The sequence below is a fragment of the Methylobacterium sp. CM6257 genome (assembly GCF_054611515.1).
Map to the genome: position 1 here is coordinate 3277994 of NZ_CM137735.1, position 14634 is coordinate 3292627.

The following is a 14634-nucleotide window of genomic DNA, read 5'->3' on the forward strand; positions in this document are numbered from 1 at the left end:
CTTCGCTGTATTCCGTCGATGCGCTCGTCGTTCGAACTCTCACGGTCCCGTTGGACGGTTCCGCGCGAGCCAGAAGCGGCCGCAGGCCGAGGTCATCGGGTCCGGTTATCGACGGTCTCGGAGGCCACGGTTGCGAGTCCGTGGTCAAGGGGTCGGCTGTCGATCGAAATCGTCCGGGAGCTTGTCACCGACAGGGGCGGGCGTGGGATTGTCCACGAAGGCCGTAAAGTCCGCCAGTTTCGGATGATCCACGCGGACTTCATGGCCAAGACGCGCGGCTGTGGCGACCGGGGCGGCCGAGAGGGGCATCACCAGGATCATGAGTGCCGCCGGGTGACCGCAGACGCGCTGCCGCTACAACAACCGCTGCCGGACGAACGGCTAAGTGAGGTCGCCCGTGAGGAGTGGCGGGATAGCGCCTGATACCGTCCTCACCCAGACCTGTGGCTCAGGCGGCCTCGGCCAGCGGCGCGGGCGATGGCGCATCCATGGCGCGCAGGTACACGTCGAGCAGCGTCTCCTGTTCGTCCCGCTCGTCCTTGTCCTGCTTGCGGATCTTCAGGATCTCCTTGAGCACCTTCACGTCGAGGCCCTCGCCCTTCGCCTCAGCGAAGATCTCCTTCTTGGCCTCCATGAGGTCCTTGATCTCCTCCTCCAACCGCTCGATGCGCTCGATGATCGAGCAAATGCGTTCGCCCGCGACGGCTACAGTGTCGGTGATCTCGATCTTTCGGTCATGCGCTGATCCTTGCGATGAGGGGCGCGACCGTGACGAGGTAGGGTAAGCGTGGCGTTAAAGGGGACCGGATGGCTGGAGGCCCTACTGCTATCCCGCCGAGATGGACCGGCGGAGGCCGGTGATGCTGGTCGCAGCGTGCGAAGGACCTGTTCATAGGACAGGGCAGGGAACCGCGAGCGTCCGTTGACACCACCCTGCATCAGTCCGCAGGAAGTGCAGATGTTGAATGACCTCCCCCAAGGCAAGACCACCTTCCGTGGTCGCGGCCTAGCGTTCGTTCACGGCTCCCACATCGTCATGAAGGTCTGTCCAGCCTGTTCGCAGTGGAATGCCCCTAAGGCGGCCGACAAGGGTGTGTGTGGCTGGTGCGCCTACGTCCCCTCCTGTGAGGACGTGGAGCCCGCCGAAGAGCGCGACGCCGCAGCGTAGGTCAGCCGGGCTGGCAGGGTTCGCCTAATCCCGCTTGCCCTCGATCCGCGCGAGATGAGCCTCGTGCTGGTCCTGGAGATCCTCGAAGGTAGCGAGGAGCGCCACGGCCTCCTCGGTCGGGAGATCGTCGGCTCTCAACCGAGCCACGAGCGCACGCTGGTTGGCGACATGATGCGCACCTTGGCGAACGTGTCGCCGCGTCATCTCAAGCTCGCTCTCCTCCGCGCTCGCCGGAGATATAGCGGATGCCTCGTCCACCATGAAGATCGGCATAAGGCTGCCCCGAAACCATAACACGTTCACACGCCGGACCGGCTTGATGCACGGTCCAGCAAATAACGCTGCCGCTTTCCAGGTTCCTCATCGTTGAGGTGGATCAAACCTGCCCGAGATCGGCTAGAACCGCCCAGCGAACCAACTCGGACAGGGTGGCGGCCTGCGTCTTGGCCATGAGCTTGGCGCGATAGATCTCGACCGTGCGGGGGCTGATGTCGAGTGCGCGGCCGATTCCCTTGCTGGTCCCGCCCGCAACCAGATGATCCATCACTTGCCGCTCACGCTCGCTCAGCGCGGCGACGCGGCGGCCGAACTCCTGAAGGGCCGGATCAGCCTCCTTGGTCACCCTACCGCGGCCCAGGGCGGCGTGTAACGCGTGCAACAGCACTTCATCCTCGAACGGCTTCTCTATGAAGTCGCACGCCCCGAGTTTGATCGCCTCGACCGCGAGTGCGACATCCCCGTGCCCGGTCATCATCACCACGGGTAGGGTGTAACCGTTCCCGCGCAAGCGGCGGAGAAGTTCCAATCCGTCGATGCCGGGCAGGCGGATGTCGGTCAGCACACCGTCTCGCCCGGGCTTCGTGAGGCCATCGAGAAGCTCGATTCCGGTCTCGTAGACCGCCACCTCGAAGCCTGCCGTGTCGAGCAGGAAAGCAATTGACTCCCGCATAGCGGGATCATCGTCCACCACATGGATGAGGCTACGCGCCATCGGTGTCATCAAGGAGGCGGCCGAATCCATCGCGCACTCCTGAAGCTTTCATGTGACGGCAAGCCGCCGCCTGGGATAAAAATCTGCCGCAGCCCGCATATACCGAAAACCAATTCACCTGAGCATTGGCGGACCGCGACTCGATTGCCCTCATTTTTTAACGCTAGTTATATTCCGGCACAATCGAATTGGCGCGCGGTCAGTGCCCGTGAAGAGATCACGCGCACTTCCAGTCCGAACCCTACGGGTTCAGGGCATGTTGGCACTGACAGCCAAAGTCCTCTGACTCAGGTTCCGCGGCACCCGGCAGGCGCTTGGTGAGGTCCTCGGCCTTGCCGATGGCACTCCACGAACACGCCGATCTCGTGCATGGCCAGGGGCAGACGTTCGTTCGTGCCGCCCGCCCCGAGGCTTGCGAAACCGGCTGTGTCACTCATGATACGGGATGTCGGAGGTAGTCGGTCACGGTAGAAACGCGTGAGCCCACCATGGTGACGGCTTTGCGCAGGCGGTCCTCAGTAACGCCAAGACGATGGGCTAACTGAGCGCGCTCGACACGATCGTAGATGTTGAAGTGGGTCTTGGTACGCGGCTTTTTCGTCGGCATTTAGCCTCTTATCTGAACCGTCCGGTTGCTCCGGACCTCACACGCCCAACCGCTGGTGGTCAACATAGGTTGCTGGGAAGCTGGGGTGCTCGGGCGACACGACGAGTTGCGGACCTGAGCCGCTGATGATCCAGAGGACCCGTCGCGCGCGCCGCAAAACGACGCGGACTTCGACCAGTCGATCTTGTAGGCCTTCTGGGTCGCCTCGCCGCTCTCACCCACGAAAGAATTTTCCGTCACGACTGCGCCCGCATCGTCCGGAGGTAGTCGCGACGACAGCGCAGCGCGGCGAGCACGTCGTCAATCCCGCGCAGGGCGCAGCGGGCGTCCGCGCTGTCCCGCCCGTCCCGCTCCAACTGCTCGATCAGCCCGGTCCACTCGGCCCGGCGGGCCTCGCCCGCCTCGATCTCGCCCTCGATCCGGTCGAGCGGCTCGTCGTCCCGCAACCCACTCATGGCGGCCTCCTGGCTACCGATACCCATATAGGGGCCTCGACCGTGCAGCGCGTGCGTGCGGCGATGATCGCCCCTCAGGATCAGGAGACGATCACCGCCGCGGTCCGCTCAGAGGCACATCCGGATCGCGAAGAGATCGTTTACCGTGGCGGCATAGATATCCTGCTTCGGCACCCGCAAAGTGGCATCGAAGATGAGCGGCGGAGTGTCGAGCAGAAGGTTTTCGATCCCGTACATCACTTCGGCGTGCGTACCCCTAACCTGCATCTTATAGCGGTGCTCGATGTGAGTAATGATGTGAACGTTCCCATAGATGGAAAGGCGCGGGTGATCTAGCAGTCGGGTCCCAATCGGGTTGAGTTCCTGACCCCAGCCGCCGAAAAAGTGCATAGTTGCCTGCTCACCTTTCCACTCAACAGGCACCTCGACACTTGTGTAAAGAGGCTTGTTACGGACGAGCGCGCGCTCATCCCCATTGGGCGTGATCGTAATGCCGCAAAAAATATCGCACTTCCGCTTCCAAAATTTGGCCTTCATCTGCAAGTTACTTTCATGAAATATCCGGGCCCGCTGATCGGGTCGGTCTTAATCTTATACCAGTAGCGGGATTGAAAAGTCGAAATTGATCTGTGACCCGCTTCATTTCCGAAATTCGTGTCGGGTGAAACCGTGATGGCCGAGATAACCGTCTGGGTCGCCTAGCCCCAGATGGTCCTGCGGGATCATCCTGCTGAAACTCTCGCGGGACAGGCGCTCACGCCCGCAAATTCTGCGGCCGCCCGCGTGAGCGGTAAACCCCTTCGGTAATTTTGATAGCCTTCGCCTGAGCGCGCCGTCGCCGCCCGCGCTCAAGCTCCACGATCCGCTCGCGTTCCCGGCGCTCGGTCGCCGTCTCGACGGTGCAGTTGGAAACGCTCTTCTCAACGCGGCGGACCTTCTGCGGGCGATTGATCTCCATGATCCCGGCCTCAGGAACCGCCACGAGGATCACGTCCTCGTAGCCACTGTCGAGCAACCGAGCGCGAAGGTGTTCGGCCTGCCCTAAGTCGTAGACGTACACGTCGTAGCGGCCCGAGTAGCCCGGGTCCCGAATCGCGCCGCGGCAAACAAACTGGAACACGTCCTCGCCCTCGCGGGCGGTGCGGATATCATCACGGTCGAGTCTGAATGCCTGGACGATAGACTCGTCGTCGGGGGTCATTTTGGCCGAGTAGATCATCGCGCAGGCCTCGTGGTGGCGCAGGCTGTTGCTCCCCGCCATTTTCGGGCTGCACTGGTCGGCTCCGTCGAGGCGACCGTAGAAAAAGTCCTCGATGTCGCCGTTCGACGCCCAGTAGCCCGTAAACTGCATGGCCTCCAAGTGCCTTGAAATGGCGACGATGCAGCGCTTCCCCGTGTCCGTCCGCCACCATCCCGTCGAGCCGGGATGCGGGGTATACCAGTAGATCTTGATCTGCGGCTGGCCGGTGCGCGGCCTGCCCACACGGACGGGCTCAACGCGCAGGCCGCCCGCTCGCCGGACGGCATGGTCGGCGAGGCTCCCGGGGTATCCGGCCGCAGCCACCTTGAGGGAGGCGGCATGGCGAAGTGCGACCAGGGACCAAATCGAGCGCCACCGCACGGGAGGCGCCCCGGCGACACCCGCATTCGCCCAATCAGCGATGTTGACCTCGACGACCCGGCCGCCGGAGGCAACAAGGCGGTGGAACTCGACGAGCTTGTTGGCAACATCGCCGCGGATCTGGCCCAAGCTGAGCGGCTCCGCGCCTGGACGCGGCATCACCCTGAACCATCCGGGCTCGTCGCCGGGGGGGAGGATGTAGCGCTCCGCAAGTGCGGGCCACGAGGTTCCGAGCCCGATGCTCCCGGAGGGCGTTGCCCCCTCGGGAAGCTCGTCCCAACGTACATGCAGACCCTCGAACTCGCTCGGGTCCAGAGCCATCGCCGCCGCGTGCGTGGTGATGATCACGGTATGAGGATCGACAGCCCCGTTGATCGCGTCCCGCAGACAGGTGACGACCTTGCGCTTCACACCGCGCATACGGGAGTGGATCACCACGATCGTCGGCGATCGACTCCCGGCAGCCGCCTTCGCCCGGAGCCACGCCTCCTGTTCCTCAATCAGTCCGATCCGAGGGAGCACGTATAGGTAGACGGCGGGCATGGTTGCCATCTCGTCGATGATCGTCTCCGTTTTGCCTCCGCCGGGTGGGCTGGCGAGCAGATAGGCTGTAATAGAGCCCGCAGTTTCGTTCAGGTTCGTCGAGTGAAATTCCGTCCGGTGCATTCTTAAGAACTTGGATGAGATTGTGGATTGAAATTACCTTGGAAGCCACCGGAAGAGCCAATTAAAAGAAATCCCGACTTCCTCGACGAACCACATCTCCGCCAGCCGACCGGCGTTGATCTTCGGGTGCGGGCGGATGCCCGCGCCCGCAGAAGACGCCGGGCACAGCGGCGGGGCGCGGCCCCGCCCTGTCGAACAAGTGATCCATCGTGAGAGGATCGATCCCGTTGCGGCGCAGCTTGCGCCGCAACAGGATCTCAAGCCGCCACGCGCGCCTCGACCGGGGCTGGCGCCCCGACCGGTCTGCGCTCGCGGCTAGGGCTAGAGAGGTCGGTCTCCTTCCCAGGCGGGGCATCTCCTTTTATCTGCTCGGCGCCCTCGACCTCGGAACCCCGCCCGTCGTCGAGATCTCGTTCTTGTTCCCGACGCGCCGCAGGCGCGATTAGGCATGCGGAGGACGGCATTGTTCATGTTGGACGAGCGATCCCTGCCGATTCAGCGGGGCCTACTGGCAAGATGATACCCAGGAATATCCAAGCAAGGCAGATCAGACCCTGCTTGTGAAATTTTGTCTAAAGTCACCGGGCGCCCGTCGGCATTCTCTTTGCAGACGCCGTCTCTGACGAGTCACCGATGTCTCGTAAACCGGCTGCCGCCAAACACGCGTCAGTTCCAACGCGGCCTGGAAATCGTCATCGGTAGCCTCTAGTACGACTTGAAATTCATCAATCTGTTTCTCGGTCCACGCCTTGCGTGAAGCCGGTGCAAAGGCCGTGTCATCAAGCGACTCGATCTGCTCCATATAATCAACGGGGATTAGACGAACTGTGGACCATGCATTCAACTCGCGGATTGGAAGACCAAGCGCCAAAGCTACGGGCGCTTTCCATGCCTTCCTGCCCGTACGAGATGCTGCGATCTCGGCGAATTTCTCGAACGAGACGTACTCTCTCCCGTTATCCGATTGCTGATAGAAGTCGCGCAGGTTCGCGAATTCCTCCTTCAACGCCGCTACGTGTTCGTTAAGCGCGCCCATGCCACTGGCGAATGCTTCTTTCTCTCTTTCAAGCTGAGCATTCTTCGCGCGGAGTTCGTCGCATTCCTTCCGCAACTTCTCGCATTCGCGAAGTGATTCCTGCCAGCGCTCCCGTGAGGCGCGAAGCTGAGAAATCGCAATGTCAAGTTCAGATCTTAGGTGCGCGGAGCTTGCTGCAAAAGGACCTACGGAGATACTGTCGATATCCATATCTTCTGCGAGTAAGATCTTGCGCGCAAGCACGGCAGCATTGTGCGCTTCATTAGGGCCGGTTCCAGAATGGCACGCGAGGCGCAGGAGCTTATGGAATCGGTGGATGTTCAAGGGCATGCGATCACGCGCTGGCCGACGATCGTCAGGCGCAGGTTCCACAAAAGAGGGGTTAAAGGCGGGCGTTCGATCGCTCCCGCGCATCTAGGCGCTGGGACGCTTGCTTCGCCCGAGTCGTTAACCATTTCTTAAGCGGCGAACGATGGTATGTCAACAGGGCGGATGATGTACGCCAATGCGGGGAGGCCCGATGAACGGTATGCCGCGATCCGAACAGTCCTCTGTGTCGCTAGTCGCATCTATGCGGCGCGCCCACGATCTGATCCGCCGCGCGCTCGGTGCGACAGATCTGCCTGCCGCCTGGATAGCCATCTTGCTCTTGGTCGCAGAAAAGGAAGCTCAAACGATCGGATGGCTTGAGAAAGAAAGCGGTCTCAGCCTATCAACGGTGCAAAGAACGTTGCTGGCGCTTGGGAAGAGTGATCGTTACGGGCGACCGGGTTTAGATTTAGTGGAGTCGATTGCGGACCCAAGGCACGGTAGTCGGAAAATTCATTTCTTAACGCGAAAAGGGCGCGATCTCATGAGCGAAGTGGTTGCGATCTTAGCGCGAGATCCACATTCAAAGTTGGATGTTCGCACGGCTAGTGAATATATGGCGTCGTTCGAACGGGAGCGGGCCGACAAGCCGCAGCGCATAGACATCAAGGCCTTTTCGCCGCAGGTTGTCGCGACCGGCAAGCGCTCGATACAGCGCAAGTATAATGAAAAGGTTGGATCTCACATTGTGGCTTTTCCGTACGCACCCGCGAAATCGATCATTGATGCGATCAGTGATTGGGTGGATGACCACAAAGGTAAGATTTATATCCTTGACAACGTTGCCAAGCCTGACGGCATGGTGATCGTAGACCTGCCCGATGAGCACGAGCAGTTTCATTTCGTCCTCATGTGGCGCGGTGCCGTTGAAGGGTGATATTTTCTTGGAGTGATATCGTGATTGACCTCGGACGCGCTCCTTTGTCGGCGCGACTCTCACTTTTAACTCCGCGCTTCGCCCAGTCGCTAAAATTCATTACATAGAGATCGGCGGACCAGTCGAGTCTTGGCGCTCATCGAAGGCGAATAGTCTGATCGCGCGGGTCGAAGGTAACAGTCGGGCCGTTGTTCCGAAGCTTGGAAGCGCTGCTAAGACGAAGCGGGTTGCTCGCATCAAAAGGACGGAGTGCGTCCCGGATCTGTTCCGCCCGAAGGTGGTTGTAGTGGCGGCTGATCATCTCGACGGAGGTGCCGCAATTGATCGCCAGGATGTCCGAAGTGATGCCCCTCCGCAGCCGCTCGGTCAGGTAAGTGTGGCGACAGATATAGAGGGCCTCATTGGAGGTCATCGCCTGGAACCCGAGTCGCCGGAGCGTCGATTTGAAGCTCGTGCCCATGTCCCGCACGACGCCGCCACGGCGCGAGGGCCAGAGGGGCGCGCGCCCCGTGGTCGTGTAGCCGAACTCGCCCAGAAGGGCGCGCAAGTCGGCGAGCACGTCGATCGCTTCAGGGTCGCAGTTCACGATCCTCGGGCCCGTCTTGCCATCGCCACAAGGGTCGATCACCACGATGTCCTCACCCTGCTCGTTGCGGACCCGGTGGATGCGGTCCCACGTGAGTTCGAGGATCTCGGCGCCAGGGCGCATGCCCGAGCACAGCAGCAGCCGCACATGCAGCGCCATCAGGCGCCGATCGTAATTCTTGCGCCTACCCCCCTCCCCCAGCTTCCGAACGCGCGCGCGTTCGGCGTCCTCAATACGATCGAACTCCGCAATGAGAGCGGTGACCTGCTCGCGCGAAAGCGCATCGCGCCGGTCCTCAGAGGCCCGCTGCTTCTTGGTCTCGCGCGGACGCGGCAGATGGCGGAGTTCGTGAACGACCTCGTCGCTGACGAGGGGCGTGGGCCGGTCGCTCGCCCACGCCAGGGCCTTCACGAAATACTGCTTCTCCCGCCGCAGGGTCGTGGCGGACGGCGGCTGGAGGCGGCGTCCGACCGACACCGTCCGGCCTCCGCGCCGGTAGGGCGCGATGGCAGCCCCCTCCCCGTTCTGCTCCAGGCGCCAGCGTTCCCAGGCATAGAACTGCTGCCGACCGAGATCCGCCACCGGCACCCGCTGCCAGAACGGCAGGAAGTTGCGACGCATGACCGAGATCTCCGGCCCGAGCTTCCCCTCCCCGCCGTCGAAGCGGCGGACGAGATCCTCGACGTAGCGCTCCAGGATGTCGCCGACGCTCGGCCCGTGCAAGGCGATGGGCTGTCCGGCCTTCGCCCGGGTTTCGAGCGCCTTGCGGCGGCGAACCGCGACCGTCTCCGCCATCGTGAGGTCGGTGGTTTTCGTCGATTCGCGCACGCGCTCGTCGCCGAGCCGGTAATCGGCGTAGACGAATTTCGAGCGGGAATGCCGATAGAGCGTGACGCCGTGTCCGAGGTCGAGGCGTCCGTAGCGTTCATAGGTCGCGCGCTGCTGATCGCGCAGGAGCGCACGGGCGGAGGTGCGGGGGGAAGGCATGAAATCGTGTGCTTCGCGGTAGGTGTGCCAAAGGTGTGCCAAGCGGCGGACGCGCGGTCCGGCGACGGTCGGTTCAAGAGTTCCGGGCGGTGAAGCGGCGGTGAGCGCCGTTCCCCTTACGGAACAACACCTTGGTAACGACTGTCGCACCCCATTGCATTATTCACGGCTGTCTGGGGGCGCCAGTAAAACTCTATGGTGTACACTCCGAAGGCAAAGGTCACACGTTCGAATCGTGTCGGGTGCGCCAATCGTCTCAATGACTTAGCTCAATCGCGAGCTACTCCCGTCCAAGCGTTGTCCAATAAATGCCCTTGGGCCGTGGTGGAGTTTGCCCACTCGCCGGATGCGCGAGCGGCGTTCGTTAGGCTTGTCATGAAGCCCGACCGTTTCGTGATCACTCCTTCGGAACCGTTGTTCGGCGCCGCGACTTCCACGCCGGGCTGAGGACGATCTGCTGCCGCCTCAGCCCACGAGAAATCCAGCGTCTCCGGCGGCGGCACGAGAGGAAACATCCCTTGCGCACATCGATGATCACCGCGGCTCTGCTGGCCGCGTTCAGCGCCGCCGCTCTCACTACGCCGGCCTCGGCGGCTCCTCTCAGCCCGGCTCCAGCTGCGGCTGTCACCGGCGCCCAGGACAGCATCGTCAACGCTCGCTGGCACCCAATACGCCGCATGCATCGCGCGGAACGTCGCTTCATGCATCGGCACTTCCGCCACCGCAGGTAGCAGCCCGGCAGTCGCTACCGGCGACCTCGCTGGAGGCTCGGCCGCGGATGACACCGCAGCCGAGCCTTTCTTTTGTGATCTGAAGCATCGGTCTGGTTCACCGCATCGCTGCCAGCGATGGCAGATCTGCCCGAACTGCCAGAGCTTCGGTCAGCCGCACCCGCTCCTGCGACCGCCCGAAGGCCTCACCACCGTTCCGGTGCAGGATATCAGACCGGGCGAGGTCGAAGCGGGCGAGCCGGAGCATCCGGACTGTGAGGAAGGCGTAGATCACGCGCATGGCCTCAGCCCCTCAACGCTCGCCCATCCGATCTGTGTCCGTTCCGTTCCGCGCTCTAAACCGGCCTAACGGGCGACAGTCAGGTGTTGGCAAGTGTCGCAATGACCGCGAGGAGGCCCATCAAGGCCAGGAAGGCGGCTAGGTCCGGTGTGGGGATCGGCGTGTGCATAGGCGCCTCCGTGGGCTCTAAGCTCGACTTTGGCCATTCATGCGGCGTGGCAGAGGGCATAGGCCCAGGGCGCGGGCAAACGGAAGCGGGGTTTTGTTCGGGCGCGTCGGCGCGGTGATGTTGCCAAAGTCCGCTCGCGCCAGATCGCGCAGCGCACGGCGGCCAGAGCATCGGCGAAGGTCGGGCGCGGTTTGGGGTACCACGCGGCGGCCGCGATCCGTCGCCGTTGGCGGGCCGGGAGCCGTGCGGCCAGCAGCGTGACGATCGAGAACAGGGCGAGCAGGCAGGGTGTGGTGCGGGCAATCGCCGTGTCGGACCACTGCCGCTGCGTCTCGACGCCGAGATGAGCGCGCACTTCCTGGAAGGTGACCTCGACGGTCCAGCGCCGCACGAACCACCCCACGATCTGCGTGGGCTCGCGCGTCGGATCAGTGCAGAGCAGGGCCTGGGGCGGGAAGCGTGCCTTGGGATCGCGGATGAGTACCCAGCGGATCGGCACGACCGGCAGACCGCCGTGCCGCCACACCGCGGTGTCCGAGGCGATCTCGATCGTGCGCTCGCCCGCCCCGTACCAGCCCGGCACCACGACCGCGTGCCAGCGCGTGTCCTTGGCCGCGAGGGTCGCGGCGAGCGTCGGCCGCCGAGCGCCTTTGGTCCGCGGGCGCCCGATCGTGCCGGGTGGCCGCGGCGGGGCGGGATCGTAGAGAGCAGCATCCAGCCGCAGGCGGGTGATTGCCGTGATGCGGGCGCGGCGCATCGCGTCGAGGAACAGCAAGGCCGAGAAGCCGCTGTCGCCCACCACCACGAGGTCGCGTGCGCGCAGCCAGCGGCGGGCCTGGAGGGCAAGTTGGCGTCCGACGTCGAGCAACGGCTTGTGCCGACGGCCCCGGTCGCGACAGGCGCGCTCTGATGGCACCAGCGCGGTCAGGAACGGCAGCGCCCAGACGCGCCCCGCCCAGGGGATCGGGGCGAGCAACATCAGGCTCATCCAGCGCAGCCCGCTCGCCTTGACGAAGTGGCTGTCGGAGGAGCGAACCGGATCACGGTAGATGCCCTTGGCGGCGATCCGCTTGCCGCGGCGGCGCTCAATCGTGTCGTCCAGTCCCAGGACCACGGGGCCGCGTTGCGCGAACGCGTCGACGAGGAACCCGAGCAAAATGCGGCTGCCGCTGCGCGGGCACCACGCCGCCCGGTTGAGGATGCGGTGGGCGTTCACGAACCGCCGCTCCTGCGCGCGGCCCATGATGCGCAGGACACTCGCCACCGTGCGGCGGCCCGGCGTCAGGATCGCGCCGATCAGCAGAAGCTGAGCATGGCGCCACGAGCGGTGGACGAACAGCGGCGCGAACGCCAGGATGATCCCGGCGAAGCGGGTGGGCAGGTCCAGCATGGCGGTGTCTCTTGGCGGGGACGCCACCAGCCTATCCGTCACACCCGCTTCGTCACCTCACATCCTCGACGACCCGTCCGATTGGCCAAAGTCGAGCTAAGGACAACGCGCTACTCGACGGTTCGGAACCGCGTCGGTGGTAAATCAGAATCAGGTGTCGTCGCATCGCGCCTATAGAAGCGCGGCCGGTCGCCGGTCGCGGCCTCAGACAGCCCGTCGATTGCGTCAACGGCCCGCTCAACGGCCTTGTATAGCTCGCCCTGAGGCTTGGCCCTGGTCCGCACGTCGATGTACTGCCGACGCCGCTTGGCAGCGTCATCGAGGAACGCAACCTCCTCAGCTCTCACGAACACACCGCGCTGCGCCATGTCCGCTCCTTGATCCGACGAGACATCTGGAACGGACCGGGAACATGGCGGTCGAGCCAGCGCTGCTAGCCGTCGAACCGTTCGAGCTTCGCCACTCTGGCAGCGTGATGATGTGGTCAGCTCGGGATCGGGGATTGTACCGCGCATCGTACCCGGCAAGCGCAGCGTCCAGCGGGCCGCCAGATCCCAAATCATCAGGCACGCCTGCCGTAACCGAATGCTTCTGCCCAGGCATACTAGCGCTGTCCAGAGCCACTGAGCGCTGCACCTCGACCACATCCGTATGGGGACAGGTCGCGAAATCTCCCAGATTTCTGGCTCATTAAATACGCCGACTCAGCTGCCATCCCTGGGACCAGAGTAGCCCCTTCGTTCATCGCCCGCGTTGCTCGTTCCTCATAACGACGAAACGGACGCGAAAGGCTCACTACGGCAACCGTCGTTGGTGTAGATGTTCGACCGCTCCAAGCGTGATGAGGCGTACCGCCATACATCGGGACCGAACACCCTTAATGCCTCGGCTCTTCGACGATGCGGGGCAGCGTCTCGAACTGGTGGAAGGGCGGGGGCGAGGACAGCGTCCACTCGAGAGTGGTCGCGCCTTCGCCCCACGGGTTGTCCGCGGCCCGCTCCTTCGAGCGGAAGGCCAGCACCACGCCGATCACGAACACGAACATGCCGAGCGCGAAGACGTGGCCGCCATAGGTCGAGACCTTGTGCCACTGGGCAAACGTGTCCGGGTAGTCGGCGTAGCGGCGCGGCATGCCGGCGAGCCCGAGGAAGTGCATCGGGAAGAACAGGACGTTGGCGCCGATGAAGGCCAACCAGAAGTGCAGCTTGCCGGCCCATTCCGGGATGACGTGGCCGGTCATCTTCGGGAACCAGTAGTACACGCCGGCGAAGATGGCGAACACGGAGCCGAGCGACAGCACGTAGTGGAAGTGCGCGACCACGTAGTAGGTGTCGTGCAGGTACTTATCGACGGCCGAGTTCGCCAGCACGACGCTTGTCACGCCGCCGACGGTGAACAGGAAGATGAAGCCCACCGCCCAGTGCATGGCGGCGGTGAAGCGGATGGAGCCGCCCCACATGGTGGCGATCCACGAGAAGATCTTCACGCCGGTCGGCACCGCGATCACCATCGTGGCGAACACGAAGTAGGACTGCGTCTGCAGCGACAGGCCGACCGTGTACATGTGGTGGGCCCACACGACGAAGCCGACCACGCCGATCGCCACCATCGCGTAGGCCATGGCGAGGTAGCCGAAGACCGGCTTGCGCGAGAAGGTGGCGATGATGTGCGAGACGATGCCGAAGGCCGGCAGGATCATGATGTAGACTTCGGGGTGGCCGAAGAACCAGAACAGGTGCTGCCACAGGATCGGGTCACCGCCGCCGGCCGGGTCGAAGAAGGTCGTGCCGAAGTTGCGGTCGGTGAGCAGCATGGTGACGGCACCCGCCAGAACCGGCAGCGAGAGCAGCAGCAGGAAGGCGGTCACCAGCTGAGCCCAGGCGAAGAGCGGCATCTTGTGCAGCGTCATGCCCGGGGCGCGCATGTTCAGGATGGTGGTGATGAAGTTGATCGCGCCGAGGATCGAGCCCGCGCCCGCAAGGTGGATCGCGAAGATCGCGAAGTCGACGGCCGGGCCAGGATGACCGGCCGACGACAAGGGCGGGTACATCGTCCAGCCCGTACCGGCCCCTTGTGCGCCCTCGACGAAGAGCGAGCAGAGCAGCGAGCAGAAGCCCGCCACCGTCAGCCAGAACGAGATGTTGTTCATGCGCGGGAACGCCATGTCGGGCGCCCCGATCATCAGCGGCACGAACCAGTTGCCGAGGCCGCCGATCAGCGCCGGCATCACCATGAAGAAGATCATGATGAGACCGTGGCCGGAGACGAATACGTTATAGGTGGCCGGGTTCGAGAAGTATTGCAGGCCGGGCGCCTCCATCTCCATCCGGATGCCGAAGGAGAGGAACGCGCCGATGATGCCGGCGCAGAAGGCGAAGAGCAGGTAGAGCGTGCCGATGTCCTTGTGGTTCGTCGACAGGAACCAGCGGGCGAAGAACGGTGGCTTGTGCTGGTGCGCGTCAGCGTGACCGGTGCCGGCTAAACTCGCCATTTCCGCCGCCCTCCCGTATTCCAAGCCCGGAAATCGAAGGCTTTCAGCCCTCTCTCCGCGCCACTCTACAGCAAAGCTATCCCATCACGAGATACATTATCGCCTTACCTCACTATCTTGGAACGGATTTCACGTCCGAGCCGGTACAAATATTCAAATCGGATATGCAAATACTGCAACCCTGAACGAAATGCCTACAAGCGCACCTTC

The 14634-nt window shown here is 63.4% G+C and carries 15 protein-coding genes; 1 reads left to right on the forward strand and 14 read right to left on the reverse strand.

Going from position 1 to position 14634, the window contains the following annotated elements; translation table 11 throughout:
- Positions 1–144: 144 nt before the first annotated feature.
- The 9 genes from ACYCO6_RS16065 to ACYCO6_RS16105 all read right to left on the reverse strand — a co-directional run bounded on the left by ACYCO6_RS16065 (position 145) and on the right by ACYCO6_RS16105 (position 6874).
- Positions 145–321, reverse strand: coding sequence for a hypothetical protein (locus ACYCO6_RS16065; RefSeq protein ID WP_459772872.1), 177 nt, complete (start codon positions 319–321; stop codon positions 145–147).
- Between the two features lie 127 nt (positions 322–448).
- Positions 449–727 (reverse strand): DUF2312 domain-containing protein, encoded by a 279-nt coding sequence (locus ACYCO6_RS16070; RefSeq protein WP_459773590.1) that lies wholly within the window; start codon positions 725–727, stop codon positions 449–451.
- Between the two features lie 465 nt (positions 728–1192).
- Entirely contained in the window at positions 1193–1372 is a 180-nt protein-coding gene (locus ACYCO6_RS16075; protein WP_459772873.1) for a hypothetical protein, read from the reverse strand.
- Between the two features lie 172 nt (positions 1373–1544).
- A complete protein-coding gene (gene fixJ / locus ACYCO6_RS16080) occupies positions 1545–2159 on the reverse strand; it encodes a response regulator FixJ (protein ID WP_459773591.1) in 615 nt (204 codons plus the stop codon).
- Between the two features lie 433 nt (positions 2160–2592).
- The gene (locus tag ACYCO6_RS16085; protein WP_459772875.1) at positions 2593–2766 is read right to left on the reverse strand and encodes a DUF3606 domain-containing protein; all 174 of its coding nucleotides are present in this window, start codon (positions 2764–2766) and stop codon (positions 2593–2595) included.
- A gap of 236 nt (positions 2767–3002) precedes the next feature.
- Positions 3003–3221, reverse strand: coding sequence for a hypothetical protein (locus ACYCO6_RS16090; RefSeq protein ID WP_459772877.1), 219 nt, complete (start codon positions 3219–3221; stop codon positions 3003–3005).
- Positions 3222–3329: 108 nt separating this feature from the next.
- Positions 3330–3764 (reverse strand): hypothetical protein, encoded by a 435-nt coding sequence (locus ACYCO6_RS16095; protein ID WP_459772879.1) that lies wholly within the window; start codon positions 3762–3764, stop codon positions 3330–3332.
- A gap of 211 nt (positions 3765–3975) precedes the next feature.
- Positions 3976–5508, reverse strand: a complete 1533-nt coding sequence (locus ACYCO6_RS16100; RefSeq protein ID WP_459772881.1) for a DEAD/DEAH box helicase family protein — start codon at positions 5506–5508, stop codon at positions 3976–3978.
- Positions 5509–6055: 547 nt separating this feature from the next.
- Complete coding sequence (locus tag ACYCO6_RS16105) at positions 6056–6874, reverse strand: hypothetical protein (protein ID WP_459772882.1); 819 nt, start codon at positions 6872–6874, stop codon at positions 6056–6058.
- A 190-nt stretch (positions 6875–7064) separates the two neighbouring features.
- Here ACYCO6_RS16105 and ACYCO6_RS16110 point away from each other — a divergent pair, with 190 nt between their 5' ends.
- On the forward strand, positions 7065–7790 hold the full coding sequence (locus ACYCO6_RS16110) for a MarR family winged helix-turn-helix transcriptional regulator (RefSeq protein ID WP_459772884.1): 726 nt from the start codon (positions 7065–7067) through the stop codon (positions 7788–7790).
- A 136-nt stretch (positions 7791–7926) separates the two neighbouring features.
- Here the strand turns inward: ACYCO6_RS16110 and ACYCO6_RS16115 are convergent, their stop codons facing one another.
- The 5 genes from ACYCO6_RS16115 to ctaD form a co-directional block, all read right to left on the reverse strand.
- A complete protein-coding gene (locus ACYCO6_RS16115; protein ID WP_459772885.1) occupies positions 7927–9363 on the reverse strand; it encodes a hypothetical protein in 1437 nt (478 codons plus the stop codon).
- 828 nt (positions 9364–10191) lie between these two features.
- Positions 10192–10374, reverse strand: coding sequence for a hypothetical protein (locus ACYCO6_RS16120; protein ID WP_459772887.1), 183 nt, complete (start codon positions 10372–10374; stop codon positions 10192–10194).
- Between the two features lie 206 nt (positions 10375–10580).
- Positions 10581–11933 (reverse strand): IS701 family transposase, encoded by a 1353-nt coding sequence (locus ACYCO6_RS16125; protein ID WP_459763495.1) that lies wholly within the window; start codon positions 11931–11933, stop codon positions 10581–10583.
- A gap of 110 nt (positions 11934–12043) precedes the next feature.
- The gene (locus tag ACYCO6_RS16130; protein WP_459772889.1) at positions 12044–12301 is read right to left on the reverse strand and encodes a hypothetical protein; all 258 of its coding nucleotides are present in this window, start codon (positions 12299–12301) and stop codon (positions 12044–12046) included.
- A gap of 509 nt (positions 12302–12810) precedes the next feature.
- Positions 12811–14424, reverse strand: coding sequence for a cytochrome c oxidase subunit I (ctaD, locus tag ACYCO6_RS16135; RefSeq protein WP_459772890.1), 1614 nt, complete (start codon positions 14422–14424; stop codon positions 12811–12813).
- Between the last annotated feature and the right edge of the window lie 210 nt (positions 14425–14634).

Excerpts from the sequence above, each read along its gene's own strand:
- ACYCO6_RS16120 (WP_459772887.1), bottom strand. The coding sequence starts at position 10,374 with ATGCGCGTGATCTACGCCTTCCTCACAGTCCGGATGCTCCGGCTCGCC.
- ACYCO6_RS16105 (WP_459772882.1), bottom strand. The coding sequence starts at position 6,874 with ATGCCCTTGAACATCCACCGATTCCATAAGCTCCTGCGCCTCGCGTGC.
- ctaD (WP_459772890.1), bottom strand. The coding sequence starts at position 14,424 with ATGGCGAGTTTAGCCGGCACCGGTCACGCTGACGCGCACCAGCACAAG.
- ACYCO6_RS16110 (WP_459772884.1), top strand. The coding sequence starts at position 7,065 with ATGAACGGTATGCCGCGATCCGAACAGTCCTCTGTGTCGCTAGTCGCA.
- ACYCO6_RS16100 (WP_459772881.1), bottom strand. The coding sequence starts at position 5,508 with ATGCACCGGACGGAATTTCACTCGACGAACCTGAACGAAACTGCGGGC.
- ACYCO6_RS16085 (WP_459772875.1), bottom strand. The coding sequence starts at position 2,766 with ATGCCGACGAAAAAGCCGCGTACCAAGACCCACTTCAACATCTACGAT.
- ACYCO6_RS16075 (WP_459772873.1), bottom strand. The coding sequence starts at position 1,372 with ATGACGCGGCGACACGTTCGCCAAGGTGCGCATCATGTCGCCAACCAG.
- ACYCO6_RS16125 (WP_459763495.1), bottom strand. The coding sequence starts at position 11,933 with ATGCTGGACCTGCCCACCCGCTTCGCCGGGATCATCCTGGCGTTCGCG.
- ACYCO6_RS16090 (WP_459772877.1), bottom strand. The coding sequence starts at position 3,221 with ATGAGTGGGTTGCGGGACGACGAGCCGCTCGACCGGATCGAGGGCGAG.
- fixJ (WP_459773591.1), bottom strand. The coding sequence starts at position 2,159 with ATGGCGCGTAGCCTCATCCATGTGGTGGACGATGATCCCGCTATGCGG.
- ACYCO6_RS16130 (WP_459772889.1), bottom strand. The coding sequence starts at position 12,301 with ATGGCGCAGCGCGGTGTGTTCGTGAGAGCTGAGGAGGTTGCGTTCCTC.
- ACYCO6_RS16115 (WP_459772885.1), bottom strand. The coding sequence starts at position 9,363 with ATGCCTTCCCCCCGCACCTCCGCCCGTGCGCTCCTGCGCGATCAGCAG.
- ACYCO6_RS16065 (WP_459772872.1), bottom strand. The coding sequence starts at position 321 with ATGATCCTGGTGATGCCCCTCTCGGCCGCCCCGGTCGCCACAGCCGCG.